A 20074-nucleotide genomic window follows, 5' to 3' on the forward strand; every position below is an offset into this window, starting at 1 on the left:
GCGGCCGCAGCCAACCTGCGGACCGCCGCTCCTTCAGCAACCGCCGTGCCGGCCGCGGGCGCGGGGCTGGCGGCCACGCACGGGAATCGGCGGTTCAGGCGCGGCCGGCGTACTGGTCGACGGCGCCCGCCATCTCCTTGAGCGTCTGCTCCATCGATTTGCTGCCATACGGGAAAAACGCCGACTTGTCGCCGGCCGCCCAGCGGCGCTTGAGCTCCGGATCCGACAGATCCCAGTCCGGCCGGATGTCGCGCGTCACCTCGCGCAAGGCGTCGTGCAACTCGGCGGTGGACGGACGGCCCCAGTAGTAATAGCCGTTCCAGATGCGCCGTATCTCGAGCCCCGGTGCCAGCAGCAAGGTATGCGGAACCATGGGTTCGTGCTGCGGATCGGTGTATTCGAGGATGTCCAGGTCGTCGCGCACCCGCTTCTCCTCGTCGTAGAGGAACGGATAATGGGCGCCCAGCTGCTGGCGCAGGTTGTTGGTGGTGTGCCAGTCGTCGGTAGTAATGACCACCAGGCGGCAGTTGCCGACCACCAGCTGCGGATGAAAGCGCGTCAGCGCCTTGAGCTGCTCGCGGTCCTTGGGGCAGAAGAAGCCGCGGATCAGCACCAGCAGCATGGGGTCGTCGCCCTGCAGGGCCGACAGCCGGCGCGGCGTCTTGGTGTGGTCGGGCAGGACGTAGTCGGCCAGGCGGCGGCCGGGAGCGATTTCGGGTTTCATGGCGGTCCTCCTTTCGATCCGGCCCCGGGACGGGACCGGTCTACGCGGGCGCGCAACCGCCATTCCCGCCGCGACACAGTGCGGCGGATTCCCCCGCTTTGTATCAAATCACTTCAATCCACGGCCACTCGGACCCGTCTGGCGGCCGCCGCCAGGCCGTTCCAGTAGGAGCCGGCCCGCCCCGCGTGTAAACTGCACGGTTTTTGACTCTGCCGGTATGGTGCAAGTGCCACAGCGAACCGGTTTCAGCGGTCCGACGCTCGTACGCCTGCTTACGCGCCTGACCGAGGTCGATGCTCCGGAATCCCGACAGTCCCTCTCGGACCGGCTGAGCCACTGGCTCGGCTGGACCGACGCCATCGCGCTATCGGCGGCGCTCAACGGCGAACCGCCGGCCGTGCCGCGCGGCCAGCCCGCCGACGGCAGCGCCGAAGCCCAGGAATGCGAGCGCGTGCGCGCCACGCTGATCGAGGCCATTGCCGGCAAGGGCAAGGGGGCCGCCGCCCGCAACCGCGCGCGCGCGCCGGCCCGGCCCGCGCCGCGCGACGAGGACGTCGAATACACCGAGTATCGGCAGCGCTACCAGGCCTTGCAGCAGACGATGGAAAACACCATCGCCGTCCTGCGCGGCCGCCTGCGCGCCGCGCTGGCCGCGCGCGCGCCGGCGCTCACGCGCCTGGCGGTGGTCGACGCCATCATGGAACGCTCGCTGGGCGCGCGCGAACGCACGCTGCTGGCCGCCGTGCCGACGCTGCTCGAGCGCCACTTCGAGCGCCTGCGCCAGGCCGCGCTGGCCGGGCCGCAAGAGGCCGGCGACGCGCCCCCGCCGCAGCCCGGCGCGTGGCTGGCGACCTTCGGCCGCGACATGCGCAGCGTGCTGCTGGCCGAGCTCGATATCCGTTTACAACCGGTCGAGGGGCTGCTGGCGGCCCTTCGCGCCAGCTAACCAGAAACCCATGATCAGAACCCTCATCAACATTGCCGTTTTCCTGGCTGGCCTGGGCGCCGTGTGCTGGATCGGCGCCGGTTATGTCGGCTCCAACCCCCTGGGCCTGGCCATCACCGCCCTGGTGGGCGCCATCTACCTGGCCGGCGCGCTCGAGCTGTACCGCTACCAGCGCGCCACCGCCACCCTGAACCGCACGCTGGCCGCCACCACCGAGCCGCCCGCCGACCTGTCCGCCTGGCTGGCGCCGCTGCATCCCAGCCTGCGCAACGCCACGCGGCTGCGCATCGAGGGCGAGCGGGCCGCCCTGCCCGGCCCCGCGCTGACGCCCTACCTGGTGGGCCTGCTGGTGCTGCTGGGCATGCTCGGCACCTTCCTGGGCATGGTGGCGACGCTGCGCGGCACCGGCATCGCGCTGGAAACCGCCACCGACCTGCAGGCCATCCGCGCCTCGCTGGCCGCGCCCGTCAAGGGCCTGGGCTTCGCCTTCGGCACCTCGGTGGCCGGCGTGGCAGCCTCGGCCATGCTGGGGCTGCTGTCGGCGCTGTGCCGGCGCGAACGCATCCAGGCCGGCCAGGCGCTGGACGCGCGGATCGCCTCCACCTTGCGCCCGCATTCGCTGGCCCACCAGCGCGAAGCCAGCTTCCAGCTGCTGCAGCGCCAGGCCGAGGGCATGCCGGCCCTGGTCGATCGCCTGCAGGCCATGCTGGCCGCCATGGAGCGGCACAGCCAGGCGGTCAACGACGGCCTGGCCGAGCAAAGCCGCCAACTGACCGACACCCTGACCCGCCAGAGCCAGACCCTGGCCGATACGCTTACGCGGCAAAGCGACACCCTGGCCGAGCGCCTGGACCGGCAGAGCCAGACCCTGGCCAGCAGCCTGGGCGAGCACAGCCAGACGCTGGCCGCCAGCCTGACCCGCCAAAGCGATTCGCTCTCGGACACCCTGGCCCGGCAAAGCAGCGCGCTCGCGCAGACGCTTACGCAACAAGGCGAATCGCTGGCCGGCACGCTGACGCGGCAAGGCGCCGCGCTGGCCGACGGCCTGGCGCGCCAGGGCGATACGCTGGCCGCCACCCTGACCGAACAGAACACATCGCTGGCCACCGCCCTGACACAACAGGGCGAATCGCTGGCCGGCACGCTGGCCGGCGAAACGCGCGAGCTGGCGGCCAGGCTGGACCTGCAGGGCCGGACCGTGGCCGACGCCCTTGGCCAGCACAGCCAGGCGATGGCCGAACGGCTGGCCGCCAGCCAGGACGCCTTCCACGACAAAGCCGGCGCAGCCTATACCGCGCTGGCGGCGTCGGTGCGGCAGACGCTCGACGACAGCGTCGCGGCCAGCGCCCAGGCCGCCGGCGCGGCCATCCAGCCGGCGGTGCAGGCGACGCTGGCCGGCCTGGCCAGCGAGACGGCCGCCTGGCGCGAAACCATCGGGCAAGCCGTGCAACAGCAACTGGCCGAACTGTCGGGCCGCTTCGAAGCCAGCACCGCCGGCGTGGCCGGCATCTGGAACGACGCCCTGGCGCGGCACCAGCAAGCCAGCGAGTCGCTGGCCGAATCGCTGCGCAGCGCGCAACAGCAGCTGGCGACGCATTTCGAGCAGCGCTCGGCGGCCCTGCTCGACACCGTGGCGGCGCGCCTGCAAGGCGCCACCGACGAGGTGCGCGACGGCTGGCGCGACGCCGTGACGCGGCAGGAACAGGCGGCCGCCGCGCTGGCCAGCCAGCAAGGCCAGACCGTGGCCGAGGCGGCCGGCGCCTTCGCACGCCATACGGCCGAGCTGCTGCACGCGGTGGAGCAGTCGCAGACGCAATTGCAGGCCGAGCTGGCCGCGCGCGACGCGCAACGCGAAAGCGCCTGGACCCAGGCGCTGGAAACCATGGCGGCGCAGCTGCGCGCCGCCTGGCAGGAAACCGGCGCACAGACAGCCGAGCAACAGCGCGAGATCTGCGCCACCCTGGCGCAGACCGCCCAGGACATCTCCTTGCAATCGCGCGAACACGCCACCCGCACCGTGGCCGAGATCGGCCAGTTGCTCGAAGCGGCCGCGCAGGCGCCGCGCGCCGCGGCCGACGTGGTGGCCGAACTGCGCCAGAAGCTGGTCGACAGCATGGAGCGCGACAACGCCATGCTGGAGGAACGCAGCCGCCTGCTGGCCACGGTCGAGACGCTGCTGGGCGCGGTCAATCACGCCTCCAGCGAGCAGCGCGAGGCGATCGACGCCCTGGTGGCCTCGTCGGCCGACCTGCTCGAGCGCGTGGGCGCGCGCTTTGCCGACAGCATAGAAAGCGGCGCCGGCCGGCTGGAGGCGGCCAGCGCGCAGGCCACCGCCAGCGCGGCCGACGTGGCCAGCCTGGGCGAAGCCTTCGGCGCCGCGGCGCAGGTGTTTGGCGCCGCCAACGACAGGCTGGCCGAGCAGCTGGGCCGCATCGAAACGGCGCTGGACAAATCGCTGGCGCGCAGCGACGAGCAGCTGGCCTACTACGTGGCGCAAGCGCGCGAAGTGGTCGACCTCAGCGTCCTGTCGCAGAAGCAGATCCTCGAAGACCTGCAGCGCCTGGCGCAGCAACCCGAGCCGGCCGGCGCCGAAGCCGCCGAAACGCCATGAACGAGCATCCGGACGCCGGCCCCGACGCCGCCGTGCCCACCTGGGCGGTGTTCGGCGACCTGATGTCGGTGCTGCTGGGCGCTTTCGTGCTGATCCTGGTGGGCGTGATCGGCGTGCAGATCGAACTGTCCACCCGGCTGGAGGCGGAGGTCGAGCAGCGCCAGGCCGAGACGCAGCGCCGCGAGGCGCTCGAGCAGGCCCTGGCCGCGCCGCTGGCAGCCGGCCGCGTCACACTGGTCGACGGCCGGATCGGCATCAGCGGCAACGTGCTGTTCGCCCTGAACTCCGACCAGCTGCAGCCCGAGGGCCGCGAGGTGCTGGCCAGCCTGGTGGCGCCGCTGTCGGCCTATCTGCGCGCCCATGACGAAATCCTGATGGTCAGCGGCTTCACCGACGACCAGCAGGTGCACCAGGGCAATCGCCGCTACGCCGACAACTGGGAGCTGTCCGCGCAGCGCGCCCTGACCGTCACGCGCGCGCTGATCGACGCCGGCATCCCGGCCGCCGCGGTCTTCGCCGCCGCGTTCGGCGCCGAGCAGCCGGTGGCCTCGAACGCCGACGAGGCCGGCCGGGCGCGCAACCGGCGCGTCGAGATCGCGCCCATTCCGCGCCAATCCGCCGACCAGGTGCAAGCCCGTGACTGACGACGCCGCCCGCCAGGCCCAGGCCCGGCTCGACGCCTGGCGCGAGCGCGGCGGCGAGCTCGCCGACCCGGTGCGCTTTCATTATCTGCAGGCGCTGGCGCGCCGCGCCGCCCGCCACGAGGGCCAGGCGCGCCAGCTGCTGGACCAACGCCTGGCCGGCCTGATGGCCGCCTGCCCCGACACCCCGGCGTCCGCGCAACGGGCCGAAGCGGACCAGGCGCGCACGCCTGGCCCGCTGGGCCAGCTATGCGCGCAGATCGCGGCGGCCGCGCCGGCGCGGCCCGCCTATCCGGAACTGCCCTTGCTCGACGAGTTCCGCCAGACGTGGACCCGCCTGAGCACCGACCGGCAGTTGCGCCAGTCCGAGCAACTGGTGCCCGAGAACGCCGGCCCGCTGAACTCCAGCCATCTGGCGCACCGCTCTCTGTCGCTGATGCAAGGGCTGTCGCCCGGCTACCTGCAGCAGTTCCTGTCGTACGTGGACGCGCTGGGCTGGCTGGAGCAACTCGCCGCCAGCGCCGCCCCCGCGGCGCGCGAAAGCGCCCGCGCCACGCCGCGCAAGACCGCGCGCGGCCGCGCTCGCTAGGCGCGCGGGCGCTATTCGGCGGCGGGCCGGCGCACCACGCGCACCACGCCGCGGTCGCCGCCGCCGCAGAAGAAGCGCTGCGCGCCGTCGGACTCCAGCCCCGACAGCCCCGCGCCCGCGGGCATTTCCAGCACATGCAGCACCTCGCCGGTGGCGGGGTCGACCCGCCGCAGGTCCGCCGTTCCGTCTTCCCAGGTGCCGTGCCACAACTGCGCGTCCACCCAGGTCACGCCGGTGACGTAGCGGTCCGATTGCAGCGTGCGCAGGACGGCGCCGGTCGCCGGGTCGAGCTGCAGGATCTGGCGCGGCTGGTACTGGCCCACCCACAGCATGCCCTCGGCCCAGGCCAGGCCCGAGTTGCAGGCGCCCGGCGGCGCCGGGATGGTGCCCAGCACGCGCCCGCTGGCCGGGTCGATCCTCTGGATCACCTCGCCGGCGATCTGGAACAGGTGCCGGCCGTCGAAGGCGGTGCCGGCCTGCGCCGGCACATCGATGCGGCGCACCACTTCGCCGCTGTCCGGCTCCAGCGCGGCCAGGCTGTCGCCCACGGCGAACCAGACGTGGCGCCCGTCATAGGTCAGGCCGTGCACCTGTTCGACGCCCGCGAACGGGCCGTATTCGCGGACGATATGGGCGGGGGATCGCTTCATGGCTGGCTCCGGAAGAAAGTGGATACGGCCCCATGCTAGAACGCCGGCAAGGCGGTGCACAGCAACAAGTTTGTCGCGAACGGGACGGCCGGGGCGGCCACCCAGCGGCGCGTGCGTCCCCGGCCCAGGGCCTGCGCGCGCCCGGCCGCAGCCAGCGCCCGCAAGGCCCGCTGCACCGAACGCTGGCTGGCATCCAGCGCCAGGGCCAGCGCCGAACTCGACCACGCCTGTCCATCGGCCAGCAAGGCCAGCACCGCCGCGTGCGGCGTCTCCACCGGCTGCGCCAGCACGGCCACCTGGCGCGCCCCGTCCGGCGCCAGCACGTAGCCGCGGCCGGTGGCCCGCGGCGCCGCCATGCCGCGCAACGCCGTGCGCAGGCGCCCGATCTCCACCCGCAGGCGCGCGCGGTGCGTTTCATCCGGGATGCGCATGCGGAACACCTGGGCAATCAACGCCTCGCGGGCCACTTCGCCCGGCCAGGCCTCGGCCAGCGCCCGCGCCAGCGCGAACAGCACCGGACGCCGGGCCAGCACGGCCCGCGCGGCGCCCGCGCACACCACGTAACGGCAGGCGTCGACCACCACCACCGGCCCGGCCAGCAAGGCCTCGACCTCGTCCAGCCGCGCCGGCCGCTCGCCGCCGCCCGACCGCACCCGCGCCACCGGCGCATCCAGCAGCCTGGCCGCCCGCGCGACTTCGGCGGCCAGCGGCGCGATGGCGGCCTGGCGTGCGGCCTGGGCGGCGCGCGCCAGCGCCGCCCGCGCCGCCCCCGCCCGCAACTGGCGCATCGCCAGGCCGGCGGCCAGCAAATCGTGGATGGCGCGCAGGTCGTGCGGCTGCGAGGGGTCAGCCAGGCGGTCGAGCCGTTCGGCCGCCCGCGCCAGCTCGCCCACCAGCAGCAGGCGCCGCACCTCCAGGTACTGCGCATAAACCGCGTTGCGCGGGTCGCCATGCGTGGCCAGCGTGCGCTGCGCGGCCCGCAGCGCGGCGCCCGGCCAGGCCAGGTCGCGCGCGGCCAGCGCAATCTCGCCTTCGGCCAGCGCGCAACGCGCCCGGGCCAGGGCATTGCCCGGCCCGAAGGCGCGCGCGGCGCGGCGCACCAGCGCGCGCGCCCGGTCAAAATCGCCCAGCTGCGCCAGCGCGATGCCGCGCAGGGCCAGCGCCGGCGCGTCGTCGCGCAAGGCCACCCGGTTCAGCGCCGCCAGCGCGTCGCCCAGGGCCAGCGCACGCGCCGCGGCGGCAATGCCTTCGTCCATGGACATCCCGCCACTATTCAGATTTATCTGACAGATACATAGTCAAATTCTGACATTACCTCATGGTAATGACTGATGCACACTGCCATGCATCACAGATAGGAGCGGCAGGACGACATGAAAGACGGGCTATACACGGCGCCTCAGCGCGATATGCAGTTTGCGCTCTACGACGTGCTGGACATCGAAGGCGAACTGGCCCGGCGCGCGGCCCCCATGGCCATCGACCGCGAGACGCTGGACCAGGTGATCGAGGGCGCGGACCGCCTGTGCCACGGCGTGCTGGCGCCGCTGAACGCCAGCGGCGACCGCGCCGGCTGCCGCCTGGAAGGCCACGAAGTGCGCACCCCCGCCGGTTTCGTCGAGGCCTATCGCGCCTATACCGAAGGCGGCTGGTCGGGCCTGTGCGCCAGCCCCGAGCATGGCGGCCAGGGCCTGCCCACCGTCGCCTCGGCCATCGTCGGCGAAATGCTGGGCGCGACCAACATCTCGTTCGCGCTCTACCCGCGCCTGTCCGAGGGCGCCTACCGCTGCATCCGCGCCAACGCCAGCGCGGCGCTGCAGGCGATCTACGCGCCCCGCCTGGCCAGCGGCGAATGGACCGGCACCATGTGCCTGACCGAATCGCAGGCCGGCACTGACCTGGGGCTGCTGCGCACCCGGGCCGAGCCGGACGGCGATGGCGCCTACCGGATCACCGGCAGCAAGATGTTCATCTCCTCGGGCGAGCACGACCTGGCGTCCAACATCGTGCACATGGTGCTGGCCCGCCTGCCCGACGCCCCGGCCGGCACGCGCGGGATCTCGCTGTTCCTGGTGCCCAAGCGCCTGCCCGACGCGCAAGGCGAGCCCGGCGAGCGCAACGGCGTCTATTGCGACGCCATCGAGCACAAACTGGGCCTGCACGCCAACGCCACCTGCGTGCTGCGCTTCGAGAACGCCCGCGGCTACCTGGTGGGCGAACCCGACAAGGGCCTGGCCGCCATGTTCGTCATGATGAACTCGGCGCGCCTGGGCACCGGCGCGCAGGCGCTGGGCCTGACCGAGACGGCCCTGCAGAAGTCGCTGGCCTACGCCGCCGAGCGCCTGCAATCGCGCGCGCCCGGCCAGGAAAAGGCCATCACGCGCGCCGACCCCATCATCCTGCAGCCCGACGTGCGCCGCATGCTGCTGACCCAGCAGGCCTGGGCGCAGGGCGCCCGCATGTTCCTCTACTGGCTGGCGCTGCAGATCGATACCGAACTGCACGCCGCCGACCCGGCCGAGCGCGACCGCGCCGGCGGCCTGCTCAGCCTGCTCACGCCGGTGGCCAAGGCCTTCGTTTCCGACAACGCGGTGGAGTCGGTGAACCTGGCGGTGCAGGTCCATGGCGGCAGCGGCTACATCGTCGAATCCGGCATCGAGCAGACCCTGCGCGACGTGCGCATCCTGCCCATCTACGAAGGCACCAACGGCGTGCAGGCGCATGACTTGCTGGCGCGCAAGGTGCTGGCCGACCAGGGCGCGCGCCTGAACCAGCTGCTGGCGATGGCGCAGGCGCAGGCCGCCGCGGTGAGCGCCGTCGAAGGCGGCGCGCGCTTCGGCCAGCCGCTGCGCGAGCTGGCCGGACAGGTGGCCGACGCCGTGCCGCGCCTGGCCGAGCTGGCCGCGCGCGACCCCGCCCAGGTGGGCGCCTCGTCCACCGACTTCCTGCGCCTGGTCGGACATCTGGTATACGGCTACTTCTGGAGCCGGGCCGCGCAAACCGCGCTGACCCGGCTGCCGGAAGACGACCCCTTGCGGGCCGAGAAGCTGGCCACGGCGCGTTTCTACTTCGAACACCTGTTTCCCGAGACCGAAATGCGCCTGCGGCGGCTGTTCGTGCCCGCCGACTGCCTGACAACCCCTTGCGCGCTGGCCGCCTGAAGCCCGCGCGCCGTCCCGAAGAGCATATGGAGACACCCCGCTACTGGGTCCGCGCCGACCTGTCCACGGCCGAGCGCATCCGGCAGTTCGAAGCCGTGCCGCTGCACGAGCGCGGCCTGCCGGACAGCACCTACGCCTTCCTGGCGCGCAGCTGCCGCCAGGCGCCGCGCGCCACGGCCATCCGCTACCTGCCCGACCCGGCCGCCTGCCAGGAACGCGAGGACATCGATTTCGGCCGCCTGCTCGAACGCGTGCACCAGACCGCCAACCTGATCCACGCCGAGGGCGTGGGCCCGCGCGAGGTGGTCAGCCTGCTGCTGCCGAACACGCCGCAGGGCCAGTACGCGCTGTGGGGCGGCCAGGCCGCGGCCATCGTCAACCCGATCAACTGGATGCTCGAGCCCGAGGCGATCGCCGCCATCGTGCGCGCGGCCGGCGCGCGCATGCTGATGGCCTACGGCGGCGACGCGCAGCTCGACATCTGGGACAAGGTCCTGCGCGTGGCCGAACTGTGCCCGCAGCTGCGCACCATCGTGCGGCTGGGCGGCTCGCGCACCGGCGCCGCCCCGGCCGGCCGGCGCTTCCTCGACTACGACGCGGTGATCGACGGCTACCGCGCCGACGCGCTGGATTTCGCCCGCGCCATCGAGCCGCATGATCTCGCCGCGCTGTTTCCCACCGGCGGCACCACCGGCGACCCCAAGCTGGTGCGCCACAGCCATTGGAACGAAGTGGTCAGCGCCTGGCTCAGCGCCGCGGTGGCCGGCATCGTCGAAGGCGAGAGCCGCCTGTCGGCCACCCCCCTCTACCACGTGGTGGGCGCGTTCGCCGGTTCGCTGGCCACGCTGGCGCGCGGCGGCACCCTGGTGCTGGCCACTTCGGTCGGCTGGAAGCACCCGCAGCTGCTGCCGCGCATCTGGGAAGTGGTGCAGGCCTGCCAGGTCAACTACCTGACCATCGTGCCCACCATCATGAACCAGCTGGTGCAGCTGCCCATCGGCGGCCACGATATCTCGTGCGTCAAGGGCGTGCTGTCGGGTTCGGCCCCCTTGTCCGAGAGCGTGGCGCGGCGCTTCCTGGCGCTGACCGGCCTGCCGGTGCGCGAGGGCTACGGCATGACCGAAACCACCTCGGTCTGCATGATGAACCCGCGCGGCGGGCCGGTGAAGACCGGCTCGGTCGGGCTGCTGTTCCCGTACCACCGCGCGCGCGTGGTGCGCCTGGAGCCCGGCGCCGCGCCGCGCGACTGCGCGCCCGGCGAGACCGGCGTGCTGGCGCTGCAGGGCCCCACCGTGTTCGACGGCTATGCGGCCGGCGCGCAGGGCGGCTTCCTGGAGCCGGGCTGGCTGGACACGGGCGATGTGGCGCGCATCGACGCCGACGGCTATATCTGGATCACCGGACGCACCAAGGACCTGATCATCCGCGGCGGCCACAACATCGACCCCAAGGCGGTCGAAGAGGCGTTCTACCGCCATCCGCAGGTGCTGGAGGCGGCCGTGGTGGCGCGCCCCGATTGCTACGCCGGCGAAGTGCCGGTGGCCTATGTGCAGCTGGTCGACGGCGCCGACCTCGACGCGGCCCGCCTGCTGGCCGCGGTGCGGCCGGACATCGCCGAGCGCGCCGCCGTGCCCAAGGACTGCTACCTGATGGCCGCGCTGCCCAAGTCGCCGGTGGGCAAGATCCTCAAGCACCGGCTGCGCGAGGACGCCATGCTGCGCGGCTTCGAAAAGGCGCTGCGCGACGCCGGCATCGAAAGCGGCTATGCGCTGGCGCTGGCCGACGGCCCGGCCGTGCGCATCCGCCTGCTCGAACCCGGCATGGCGCCGCAGCAGGTACGCGACGCCCTGGCCACGTTCACCATCCCGTATTTCATCGAGACGGCCGACCCGGCCGCAGCGTAGGAGATCGCCATGTCTTATGAGTTCATCCGCGTCGAGCACCTCGGCCCGGTCTGCCGCATTTACCTGAACCGCCCCGAGGTGCGCAACGCCCAGAGCCGCTCGCTGCTGCGCGAGCTGGACGACGCCGTGCGCGCCGCCGAAGCCGACGACGCCGTGCGCGTGCTCATCATCGGCGCGGTCGGCGACCACTTCTCGGCCGGCCACGACCTGAAGTCGGCCCGCGTCGAACGCCCCAACCCCACCGTGGAAGAACGCTGGGAGTACGAGGAGGAGCACTTCCTCGAATACTGCCTGCGCATCCACGACCTGAAGAAGCCCACCATCGCCCAGGTCCAGGGCGCCTGCATCGCCGGCGGCTACATGGTCGCCAACATGTGCGACCTGATCGTCTGCGCCGACAACGCCTTCTTCTCGGACCCGGTGGCGCACTCGATGGGCACCGCCAGCCTGGAAGTGCTGATCCACCCGTGGGTGATGGGCATGCGCAAGGCCAAGGAACTGATCTTCACCGGCGCGCGCCTGCCCGCCGCCGAGGCGCTGCAGATCGGCATGATCAACCGCGTGGTGCCGCTGGCCGAGCTGGAGCAGGCCACGCTGGAACTGGCCAACACCGTCGCCGCCGCGCCGCCCTACGGCCTGCGCTTCACCAAGCGCTCGCTGAACCGCACCTGGGACGCGCAGGGCTTTCGCGCCGCCGTCCAGGCCCACTTCGACGTGCACCAGCTCTCGCACGTCACCGAGGAATTCCAGACCCACCTCAAGCGCGGGCTGGACTCCACCATCAAGCGCGCCAAGGCCGTATCCTGAGCCCCCGCACGGAGACAGACATGGAAGCAGCCAAGCAAGCCGGTGAAGTGCGCCTGGAGCGCGACGGCCCGCTGTGCATCATCACGGTCGACAACGTCGCCAAGAAGAACGCCTTCTCGCCGGAGATGATGGACCAGCTGGCCCGGCACCTGACCGCCTTCGAGGAAGACGACAGCCTGTGGGTGGCGGTGCTGTGCGCCGCCGGCGAGCACACCACCGCCGGCCTGGACATGCCGAAATTCTTCGGCCCCGACGCCACCGCCAAGCCGCGCCCGGACGCCTGGGTCGATCCGTTCGGCCTGAAGCGGCGCACCACCAAGCCGGTCATCGCCGTCGTGCAGGGCATTACCTTCACGATCGGCATCGAGATCATGCTGGCCTGCGACATCGTGGTGGCGGCCGACACGGCGCGCTTCGGCCAGCTCGAGTCGCGCCGCGGCATCGCGCCGCTGGGCGGGGCGCATTTCCGCTACCTGACCCGCACCGGCTGGGGCAACGCCATGTATCACCTGTTCCTGTGCGAGGAGTTCGGCGCCCAGCGGGCGCTGGAGCTGGGCTTCGTGCAGGAAGTGGTGCCCTACGGCCAGCACATCGAGCGCGCGCTCGACCTGGCGCGCCGCATCTGCCGCAACGCGCCGCTGGGCATCCGCGCCACCAAGCAGGCCGCGCTGCAATACCTGGAAGGCGGCGAGCCGGCCGCCATCGCCTGCATCCCCGACATCCGCGCCAAGGTGTTCGCCTCCGAGGACTTCAAGGAAGGCATCCAGTCCTTCATCGAGCGCCGCGACGCGCGCTTCCAGGGCCGCTAGCCGCCCGGCGCGGGAATCTCGACGGTCAGCACGGTGCCGCCTTCGGGCGCCGCGCCGATCGACAGCGTGCCGCCCAGGCGGCGCGCCCGCTCGCGCATGCCCAGCAGGCCGTAGGCGCCCGGGCGCCGGTCATCGCCCGACAGCCCCACGCCGTTGTCGCGCACCGACAGCACCAGCGTCGCCGCGTCGCGGCCCAGCCGCACCCGCACCTCGCTGGCCTGCGCGTGCTTGGCCACGTTGGTCATGCTTTCCTGGAAGATGCGGTACAGGTGCCCCATGGCTTCCATGTCCAGCCCCAGCTCGCCGGTCTCGCCGGCATAGCGGCACGCGATCCCGTAGCGCGCCTCGAACTGCCGCAGGTGGTTGGCGATGGCCGCCGCCAGGCCCAGGTGCGGCAGCGCGCTGGGGTGCAGGTCCTCGGATATCTGCCGCACCGTGGCGATGGTGTCCTGCACCAGGCCCAGGCACTCGCCCACCACGCCTTCGAGCTGCGCGCGCCGCTCGTCCTGGCCCGGCCCGGCCAGCGTCCGGTCGATATGGCGCGCCAGGCGCGACATGTCGAACTTCAGCGCCGACAGCATGCCGCCGACCGCATCGTGCAGTTCCATGGCGATGCGCTGGCGCTCGGCCTCGCGCACCGATTCGATATGGCTGACCAGCTCGGACAGCGCCGCCCGCGACTGCTGCAGCTCCTCCTGCCGGCGCAGGCGCAGCGTGGCGTCGATACCCACGCCGATGACGGCCGGCTGGCCGCGGAAGTCGATCAGCCTGCCATGGATCTCGATCGCCACCGGCTGACCGTCGGGCCGCTGGACGTGCACCATGAACGTGGCGTCCTTGTCGCCGCCGGTCAGGCGCCGCTCGTACTGCTGCAGCAGCGACTCGCGCTGCTGCGGCGGCGCCACCCTGGCCAGCGGCCGGCCGATCAGCTTCTCGCGCGGCACGCCGCACATACGCGCGAAGGCCTCGTTCACGTACACCAGGTGGGCGTTCTGCAGCAGGTAGATGCCGGCCACCGACTGCTCGATCAAACCCTCGAACAGCAAGCGATAATTGGCATCATCCTGGTCCAGGGGCCAGCGAAAATCATGCATGGACGTCGGCGCAAGGTAAGAAAAAGATGACAAATAAATCGGGTAAATCTGACAGATAAATCATCATGCCGCTCTTTACACTGTCCGCACACTAAATGACCCCAACGTTGCGTGTCAATCGACGGGGCATGGACCAGGGTAACGGGAGACCTACTGTGCAAAGACGTTCCTTCATCAAACTGGGCGGCGCCGCCACCATGGCCGCCGGCGCGGCCGCGCTGGGCCTGCCTTCGGCCGTACGCGCCGCCGACGCCTTCCCGGCCAAGCCGATCCGCGTGCTGGTGGGCTTCTCGGCCGGCGGCGTGACCGACATCGTGGTGCGCGCGCTGGCCGAAAGCGCCTCGAACATTTTCGGCCAGCCCATCATCGTCGAGAACAAGCTGGGCGCCGGCGGCGTCATGCCGGCCTACCAGCTGCAGACCGCCGCGCCCGACGGCTATACGGTGGGGCTGATCGCGCACAGCGTGTTCCGCCTGCCCTACATCGCCAACATCAAGTGGAACCCCGTCACCGACCTGGACTACGTCATCCGCCTGACCGGCTTCACCTGGGGCCTGGTGGTGGCGGCCGATTCGCCCATCAAGACCTTCGACGACTACGTCGCCTACGCCCGCCAGAACCCGGGCAAGCTGACCTACGGCACGGTGGGCAGCCTGACCACGCAGCACCTCACCATGGAGCAGATCTCGGCCAGCCTGGGCATCCAGCTCAGCAACATCCCGTACAAGGGCGTGGCCGAAGCCCTGCCCGCCCTGATGGGCGGACACATCATGTCGGTGGCCGACGCCTCGTCCTGGGTGCCCTACGTCACCTCCGGCAAGATGCGCCTGCTGGTGGTGTGGACCGAAAAGCGCGTGCCGCGCTTTCCCGACGTGCCGACGCTGCGCGAGGTGGGCATCGACATGGTGCAGACCTCGCCCTGGGGGCTGGCCGCGCCCAAGGGCACGCCCCCGCAGGTCATCGCGCGCCTGCACGACGGGTTCAGGCAGGCCATGGCGCAAAAGCCGTTCCAGGACGCGCTGGCGAACTATGATATGGAACAGCAATACCTGGACGGGCCGGCCTACCGCCAGTTCGCGCAGGAATCCGTCGAAAAGGAAAACCGCATCCTTGCTTCCCTCAACGTTCCCCGCGGCGGGCAATAGCGCCGCCGCAGCCGCCGCCATGATCCGTGTCCTGATCGTCGACGACCACACCATCTTCCGCGACGGCCTGAAAAGGCTGCTGGCCGAAGAGGACGACATCAGCGTCACGGGCGAGACCGCCGACGCCTCGGACGCCCTGCGCCTGCTGCGCGCCCACAGCTACGACGTGGTGCTGCTGGACGTGAACCTGCGCGGGCGCAGCGGCCTGGACGTGCTGCCGTCGATCCGGGCCGAGTGGCCGCGCCTGCCGGTCATCGTCCTGAGCATGTATCCGGCCGAGCAATACGCGCTGCGCGCCTTCGAAGTGGGCGCCAGCGGCTATGTCGCCAAGGACATGGACTACAAGGCGCTGACGCTGGCGATCCGCCAGGCCGCCTCGGGCGGGCGCTACTTCCCGGCCGAGATCTCCGACAAGGTGGTGTCGGCCGTGGCGCGCGGCGAGGACCTGCACGACAAGCTGTCGCCGCGCGAACACCAGATCATGATGCTGATGGTGCAAGGCGCGCGGTTGACGGACATCGCCACCCAGCTCATCGTCAGCGTCAAGACCATCAGCACCTACCGCCAGCGCATCCTGCAGAAACTGAAGGTCGGCAGCAACGCCGAACTGGTGCAGTACGCGATCCGGCACCGGCTGATCGACTAGGCTGCGCCGCCGCGCCTACGCGCGCCGGCCGCCCGCCTGCGCGCCGCGCGGCCCCGGCAGGGTCTCGCGCGCGCATTGCAGGAACGCCTGCGTGACCGGCGACGCATGCTCGCGCGGCCAGGCCAGCCACACCTCCACCTGCTCGGCCACGTCGCTCAGCGGCACGTAGCACACCGAACGGATCGACAGCTTGCGCAACGAGGCCGGCACCAGCGCCACGCCGATGCCGGAGGCGACCAGGCCCACGGTGCTTTCGATCTGCTCGACCTCCTGGGCGATCCGGGGTTCGAAGCCGGCCTTGCGGCACAGGTCCAGCACCTGCTGGTGCAGGCTGGGCGCGGGGCTGCGCATCAGCGTGATGAACGGCGACGACGCCAGTTCGCCCAGCGCCACCGATTCGCGCCCGGCCAGCGGATGCCAGTCGGGGATCGCGCACACGAACGGCTCGGCGTACAGGCGCGTGGCCGCCAGCTGCCCGCTGCCGGGCGCCACGCGCACGAAGCCCACGTCGATGTCGCCGGCGATCAGTCCGGGGATCTGCTCGCGCGTGGTCAGCTGGCGTATGCGCAGGTCCACCAGCGGATAGCCGCGCTTGAACGTGCGGATGATGCTGGGCAGCAGCTCGTAGACGGTGGAGCCCACGTGGGCGATGGTCAACTGGCCCGCGGCGCCTTCCTGCGCGCGCCGGGCGCGCCGCGCGCCCAGTTCCAGCTCTTCCAGCGCCACCCTGGCGCAGTCGCAGAACAGGCGGCCGGCGGGCGTGAGTTCGACATTGCGCGTATTGCGTATCAGCAGCGTCAGGCCCAGCTCGCGCTCCAGCGTCTTGATGGCGCGGCTCAGGGGCGCCTGCTCGATGTGGCAGCGCGCCGCGGCCCGGGTGAAATTCAACTCTTCGGCCAGCGTCACGAAGTAGTGGACATGCCGCAGATTCATCCAGCTTCCCCAGCGGCCGTACCCGCGTGGCCCAATGTTCCAGTATGCATGGCCGGCCCCGGCCGCATCCATACGGGGAAACCTTACATGGCGCGGCGCGCGGCCGGTGGGCGATTCATACCGAAACGGTCCCAATCCCGACCGATTTGGCATCAATCGCCCGCCGCGCCCTCGCTAGGATGCAGTACGACACCATCGCACCGCACACCAAGGGGGAAGTCCATGCTGAAGCTGCCCATACTCGCCGGGCTATTCGTCGCCGCCCTGGCCATGCACGACGCGCGGGCCGGCGCCTATCCCGAACAGCCGATCAGGCTGGTGGTGGGATGGCCGCCGGGCGGCGCCACCGACGGCAACGCGCGCCTGCTGGCCCAGGCCCTGGGCCAGCGCCTGGGCCAGCCCGTCATCGTCGAGAACCGCCCCGGCGCCGGCGGCTCGATCGGCGGCGCCACGGTGGCCAAGGCCGCGCCCGACGGCTACACGCTGGCGTACATCTCCAGCAGCAACGTCATCACCTCGCTGCTGCTCAAGCATCCCACCTACGGCGCGGGCCGCGACCTCGAGCCCGTCTCGCTGGTGGCCGCCGAGCCGCTGGTCCTGCTGGTCAACGCCGCCTCGCCGGCCCGCGACCTGGCCGAGTTCGTCGAGCAATCGCGGCGCGCGCAGCGCGGCCTGAACTACGCCACCACCGGCAAGGGCGGCATCCTGCACCTGGCCGGCGCCGCGCTGGTGCGCGATGCCGGCCTGAACGCCGTCGACATTCCGTACAACGGCACCGCGCCGGCCATGACGGCCCTGATGAGCGGCCAGGTCGAGTTCCTGTTCGGCACCTTCAGCGACGCGCTGCCCATGGTCAAGGGCGGACGGGTCAAGGCGCTGGCCGTCGCCGCCGAAGCGCGCTCGCCACTGATCCCCGACGTCCCGACGCTGACCGAAGCCCTGGGCCGCCCCAACGCCGAGCGCGGCACCTACCAGGCCGTGCTGGCGCCGCGCGGCACGCCCGAGGCCATCGTGCGGCAGCTGTCCTCGGAGATCGACCAGGTGCTGGGCGACGCGGCGATACGCGCGCAACTGGCCGGGCGCGGCGTCACCCCGGTGGGCGGTCCGCCCGCCGTGCTGGGCCAGCGCATCGAGAACGAACTGGAGCAGCGCGGCCGGCTCATCGGCGAACTGGGCATCAAGCCCAACTGAACCACGGCGCGGCGCGTCCGCGCCGCCCAACCACAGGAGCTGCAATGGTCAAACTCGCGGATGGCACGCATCTGTATCCGGTCAGGAACCGGCAACGCTACGGCGAACGGCCGGGCTTCAAGATCACGGAACTGATCCTGGAGCACGGCCAGGAAGTGCCGTGGCACCGGCACACCACCGTCATCGACACGTTCTACGTGATCGAAGGCACGCTGCGCGTGGCGGCCACCGAACCCAGCCAGGAAGTCGTGCTCGGCCCGGCGCAGGTTTTCCAGGTACGGGCCGGCCAGCCGCACCGCGTCACCAGCGCCGGCGCCGCGCCGGTGCGCTTCCTGGTGATCGGCGACGCGCAGGGCGCCGGCCTCTACGACTTCGAGCCGGTCGCCGCGCCCGGCGACGCGCCATAGCGCACCCCGTTTCGCTTTACCTTCCACCACACGGATATCCCATGACCACACATCGAATCGCCGTCATACAGGATGGGCCGGTGCCGGGCGACGCCATGGCCACCGCCGAGAAAATGAGCCGCCTGGCCGCCGGCGCCAAGGCGCAGGGCGCGCGGCTCGCGCTGTTTCCCGAGGCCTTCGTGGGCGGCTACCCCAAGGGCGCCGATTTCCACATCTTCCTGGGCGGACGCACGCCGCAAGGGCGCGCGCAATACCAGCGCTACGCCGAGACCGCCATCGCCGTGCCGGGCCCGGTCACCGAGCGCATCGGGCAGATCGCCGCCGAACAGGACATGTTCATCGTGGTCGGCGTCATCGAGCGCGACGGCGGCACCCTGTACTGCACCATCCTGTTCTTCAGCCCCGAGGGCGAGCTGCTGGGCAAGCACCGCAAGCTGATGCCCACCGCGCTGGAGCGCCTGCTGTGGGGGTTCGGAGACGGCTCCACCTTTCCGGTGTACGACACCCCGCTGGGCAGGCTGGGCGCGGTCGTGTGCTGGGAGAACTACATGCCGCTGCTGCGCATGGCGATGTACGGCAAGCAGATCCAGATCTATTGCGCGCCCACGGCCGACGACAAGCCGACCTGGGTGTCCACCATGCAGCACGTGGCCCTGGAGGGGCGCTGCTTCGTGCTGTCGGCCTGCCAGCACCTGCGCGGCAAGGACTTCCCGCCCGAGTTCCACAACGCCCTGGACGTACAGCCCGACACCGTGCTGATGCGCGGGGGCAGCTGCATCGTCGACCCGATGGGCCAGTTGCTGGCCGGCCCGGTCTACGACGAGGACGCGATCCTGGTGGCCGACATCGACCTCGACGCCGTGACGCGGGGCAAGATGGACTTCGACGTGGTCGGGCACTATGCGCGCCCGGACATCTTCTCGCTGACGGTGGACGAGCGGCCCAAGCCGCCCGTCACCACGCTCAAGCCCTAGCGCCAGGCCGGGCTCAACCCAGCCTCACCTGGTCCGACAGGTCCTTGCCGCCCACGGTCTGGTACGTCCCGCCGCGCACGCACTCGAGCAAGGGCAGGTCGGCCAGCGCGCCGACGATGGCGTGCTGCGTCGGCATGTCCTCCCAGCGCGGGCGCGCGATGCGCAACGCGCAGCGCTGCGCCGTCGCGCTGTCGAGCAGGCGCGCCTGGCTGCCGCCGCCGGGCGTGAGCGTCACGTAGTCCACGTCGGCCTGCCCCCAGTGCTGGGTGGCCGGAATGTACTTGCGGTGCAGCACCGGCCCGCTTTGCAGCGCGCCGCCGCCGGCCGCGCGCGCGCCCAGCCGCAATTCCAGGAAGCGGAACCCCATCCATTCGGCGCGGCAGACGATCTCGTCCTGCTCGTGCGTGGCCGCGGGCAGGTCGGCGTAGATCTTGGCCCAGCCCAGCTCCTCGCGGCCGCTCAGGATGGGCTCGGTCATGTTCTCCCACACCACCGGCTGGAAGTAGCCGTCGACGGCGTCATCGCCGTTCCCGTAGGTGGCCGGGATGCGCACGGTCAGCATGTTGTAGCCGCGCCCCGCCAGCCAGGCGATGTCGGTCATGTAGCTGAACTCGAACACGACGACGGCCTCGCCGCGCAGCGCGAAACCAGGCGGCAGCAGCCGCCCGAGCAGCCCGGCGTCGGTGCGCCAGACCGCGTACGCGCACGACTTGCGCGGGCTCGCGGCCGGGTCGTGGCGCATGCCGGCCGGCGCCTGGCGCGGGCCCAGGGCGGGCCCGAACGCGGTCGGCATGCGATAGAGGTGGCCGTCGCCCGGCCCGGCGTTGAGCGCGTCGGCCATG

The 20074-nt window shown here is 71.5% G+C and carries 19 protein-coding genes; 13 read left to right on the forward strand and 6 right to left on the reverse strand.

Annotated elements, in window-relative coordinates; all coding sequences use genetic code 11:
- Positions 1 to 94: 94 nt before the first annotated feature.
- The gene (locus CAL11_RS18745) at positions 95 to 724 is read right to left on the reverse strand and encodes a peroxiredoxin-like family protein (RefSeq protein ID WP_086093822.1); all 630 of its coding nucleotides are present in this window, start codon (positions 722 to 724) and stop codon (positions 95 to 97) included.
- Positions 725 to 941: 217 nt separating this feature from the next.
- Here CAL11_RS18745 and CAL11_RS18750 point away from each other — a divergent pair, with 217 nt between their 5' ends.
- From CAL11_RS18750 to CAL11_RS18765, 4 genes are read left to right on the forward strand one after another with little or no spacing between them, the layout of a single operon-like run.
- Complete coding sequence (locus CAL11_RS18750; protein ID WP_086093823.1) at positions 942 to 1670, forward strand: DUF3348 domain-containing protein; 729 nt, start codon at positions 942 to 944, stop codon at positions 1668 to 1670.
- A gap of 10 nt (positions 1671 to 1680) precedes the next feature.
- The gene (locus tag CAL11_RS18755; RefSeq protein WP_086093824.1) at positions 1681 to 4281 is read left to right on the forward strand and encodes a DUF802 domain-containing protein; all 2601 of its coding nucleotides are present in this window, start codon (positions 1681 to 1683) and stop codon (positions 4279 to 4281) included.
- Positions 4278 to 4925: an OmpA family protein gene (locus tag CAL11_RS18760; protein ID WP_068925223.1), complete on the forward strand. Its 648-nt coding sequence runs from the start codon at positions 4278 to 4280 to the stop codon at positions 4923 to 4925. Before CAL11_RS18755 ends, CAL11_RS18760 begins: the two co-directional genes overlap by 4 nt.
- Positions 4918 to 5511 (forward strand): DUF2894 domain-containing protein, encoded by a 594-nt coding sequence (locus tag CAL11_RS18765; protein ID WP_086093825.1) that lies wholly within the window; start codon positions 4918 to 4920, stop codon positions 5509 to 5511. The genes CAL11_RS18760 and CAL11_RS18765 overlap by 8 nt, the downstream gene beginning before the upstream one ends.
- Before the next feature lie 11 nt (positions 5512 to 5522).
- Here the strand turns inward: CAL11_RS18765 and CAL11_RS18770 are convergent, their stop codons facing one another.
- A complete protein-coding gene (locus CAL11_RS18770) occupies positions 5523 to 6161 on the reverse strand; it encodes a glutamine cyclotransferase (protein ID WP_086093826.1) in 639 nt (212 codons plus the stop codon).
- A 35-nt stretch (positions 6162 to 6196) separates the two neighbouring features.
- A complete protein-coding gene (locus CAL11_RS18775; protein ID WP_086094631.1) occupies positions 6197 to 7417 on the reverse strand; it encodes a helix-turn-helix domain-containing protein in 1221 nt (406 codons plus the stop codon).
- Positions 7418 to 7534: 117 nt separating this feature from the next.
- Between CAL11_RS18775 and CAL11_RS18780 the strand changes: the two genes are divergently transcribed.
- The 4 genes from CAL11_RS18780 to CAL11_RS18795 are packed head-to-tail and all read left to right on the forward strand — an operon-like array spanning position 7535 to position 12842.
- Positions 7535 to 9322, forward strand: coding sequence for an acyl-CoA dehydrogenase C-terminal domain-containing protein (locus tag CAL11_RS18780; RefSeq protein ID WP_086093827.1), 1788 nt, complete (start codon positions 7535 to 7537; stop codon positions 9320 to 9322).
- A 26-nt stretch (positions 9323 to 9348) separates the two neighbouring features.
- Positions 9349 to 11226, forward strand: coding sequence for an acyl-CoA synthetase (locus CAL11_RS18785; RefSeq protein WP_086094632.1), 1878 nt, complete (start codon positions 9349 to 9351; stop codon positions 11224 to 11226).
- A 9-nt stretch (positions 11227 to 11235) separates the two neighbouring features.
- The gene (locus CAL11_RS18790; RefSeq protein ID WP_086093828.1) at positions 11236 to 12033 is read left to right on the forward strand and encodes an enoyl-CoA hydratase; all 798 of its coding nucleotides are present in this window, start codon (positions 11236 to 11238) and stop codon (positions 12031 to 12033) included.
- A 20-nt stretch (positions 12034 to 12053) separates the two neighbouring features.
- Positions 12054 to 12842, forward strand: a complete 789-nt coding sequence (locus CAL11_RS18795) for a crotonase/enoyl-CoA hydratase family protein (RefSeq protein ID WP_086093829.1) — start codon at positions 12054 to 12056, stop codon at positions 12840 to 12842.
- Here CAL11_RS18795 and CAL11_RS18800 read toward each other — a convergent pair.
- On the reverse strand, positions 12839 to 13936 hold the full coding sequence (locus CAL11_RS18800) for a PAS domain-containing sensor histidine kinase (protein ID WP_015064415.1): 1098 nt from the start codon (positions 13934 to 13936) through the stop codon (positions 12839 to 12841). The two genes, CAL11_RS18795 and CAL11_RS18800, sit on opposite strands and share 4 nt — an antisense overlap.
- A 155-nt stretch (positions 13937 to 14091) precedes the next feature.
- On the opposite strand from CAL11_RS18800, the gene CAL11_RS18805 reads away from it, so the two are divergent.
- Positions 14092 to 15081 carry a tripartite tricarboxylate transporter substrate binding protein gene (locus CAL11_RS18805; RefSeq protein ID WP_033447018.1) on the forward strand — a complete coding sequence of 330 codons (990 nt, stop codon included), beginning with the start codon at positions 14092 to 14094 and terminating at the stop codon, positions 15079 to 15081.
- A 19-nt stretch (positions 15082 to 15100) separates the two neighbouring features.
- Positions 15101 to 15727, forward strand: coding sequence for a response regulator (locus CAL11_RS18810; RefSeq protein ID WP_086093830.1), 627 nt, complete (start codon positions 15101 to 15103; stop codon positions 15725 to 15727).
- A gap of 15 nt (positions 15728 to 15742) precedes the next feature.
- Here CAL11_RS18810 and CAL11_RS18815 read toward each other — a convergent pair whose 3' ends face one another.
- On the reverse strand, positions 15743 to 16660 hold the full coding sequence (locus CAL11_RS18815; protein ID WP_086093831.1) for a LysR family transcriptional regulator: 918 nt from the start codon (positions 16658 to 16660) through the stop codon (positions 15743 to 15745).
- 222 nt (positions 16661 to 16882) lie between these two features.
- Between CAL11_RS18815 and CAL11_RS18820 the strand changes: the two genes are divergently transcribed.
- From CAL11_RS18820 to CAL11_RS18830, 3 genes are read left to right on the forward strand one after another with little or no spacing between them, the layout of a single operon-like run.
- A complete protein-coding gene (locus CAL11_RS18820; protein WP_086093832.1) occupies positions 16883 to 17851 on the forward strand; it encodes a Bug family tripartite tricarboxylate transporter substrate binding protein in 969 nt (322 codons plus the stop codon).
- 44 nt (positions 17852 to 17895) lie between these two features.
- Complete coding sequence (locus CAL11_RS18825) at positions 17896 to 18258, forward strand: cupin domain-containing protein (RefSeq protein WP_086093833.1); 363 nt, start codon at positions 17896 to 17898, stop codon at positions 18256 to 18258.
- A 41-nt stretch (positions 18259 to 18299) separates the two neighbouring features.
- A complete protein-coding gene (locus tag CAL11_RS18830; protein ID WP_015064421.1) occupies positions 18300 to 19232 on the forward strand; it encodes a carbon-nitrogen hydrolase family protein in 933 nt (310 codons plus the stop codon).
- Positions 19233 to 19245: 13 nt separating this feature from the next.
- Here the strand turns inward: CAL11_RS18830 and CAL11_RS18835 are convergent, their stop codons facing one another.
- Positions 19246 to 20073 carry an acetoacetate decarboxylase family protein gene (locus tag CAL11_RS18835; RefSeq protein ID WP_086093834.1) on the reverse strand — a complete coding sequence of 276 codons (828 nt, stop codon included), beginning with the start codon at positions 20071 to 20073 and terminating at the stop codon, positions 19246 to 19248.
- Between the last annotated feature and the right edge of the window lies 1 nt (position 20074).

It is taken from the genome of Bordetella genomosp. 6, from assembly GCF_002119705.1.
Taxonomy (GTDB): Bacteria; Pseudomonadota; Gammaproteobacteria; order Burkholderiales; family Burkholderiaceae_B; genus Bordetella; species Bordetella bronchiseptica_F.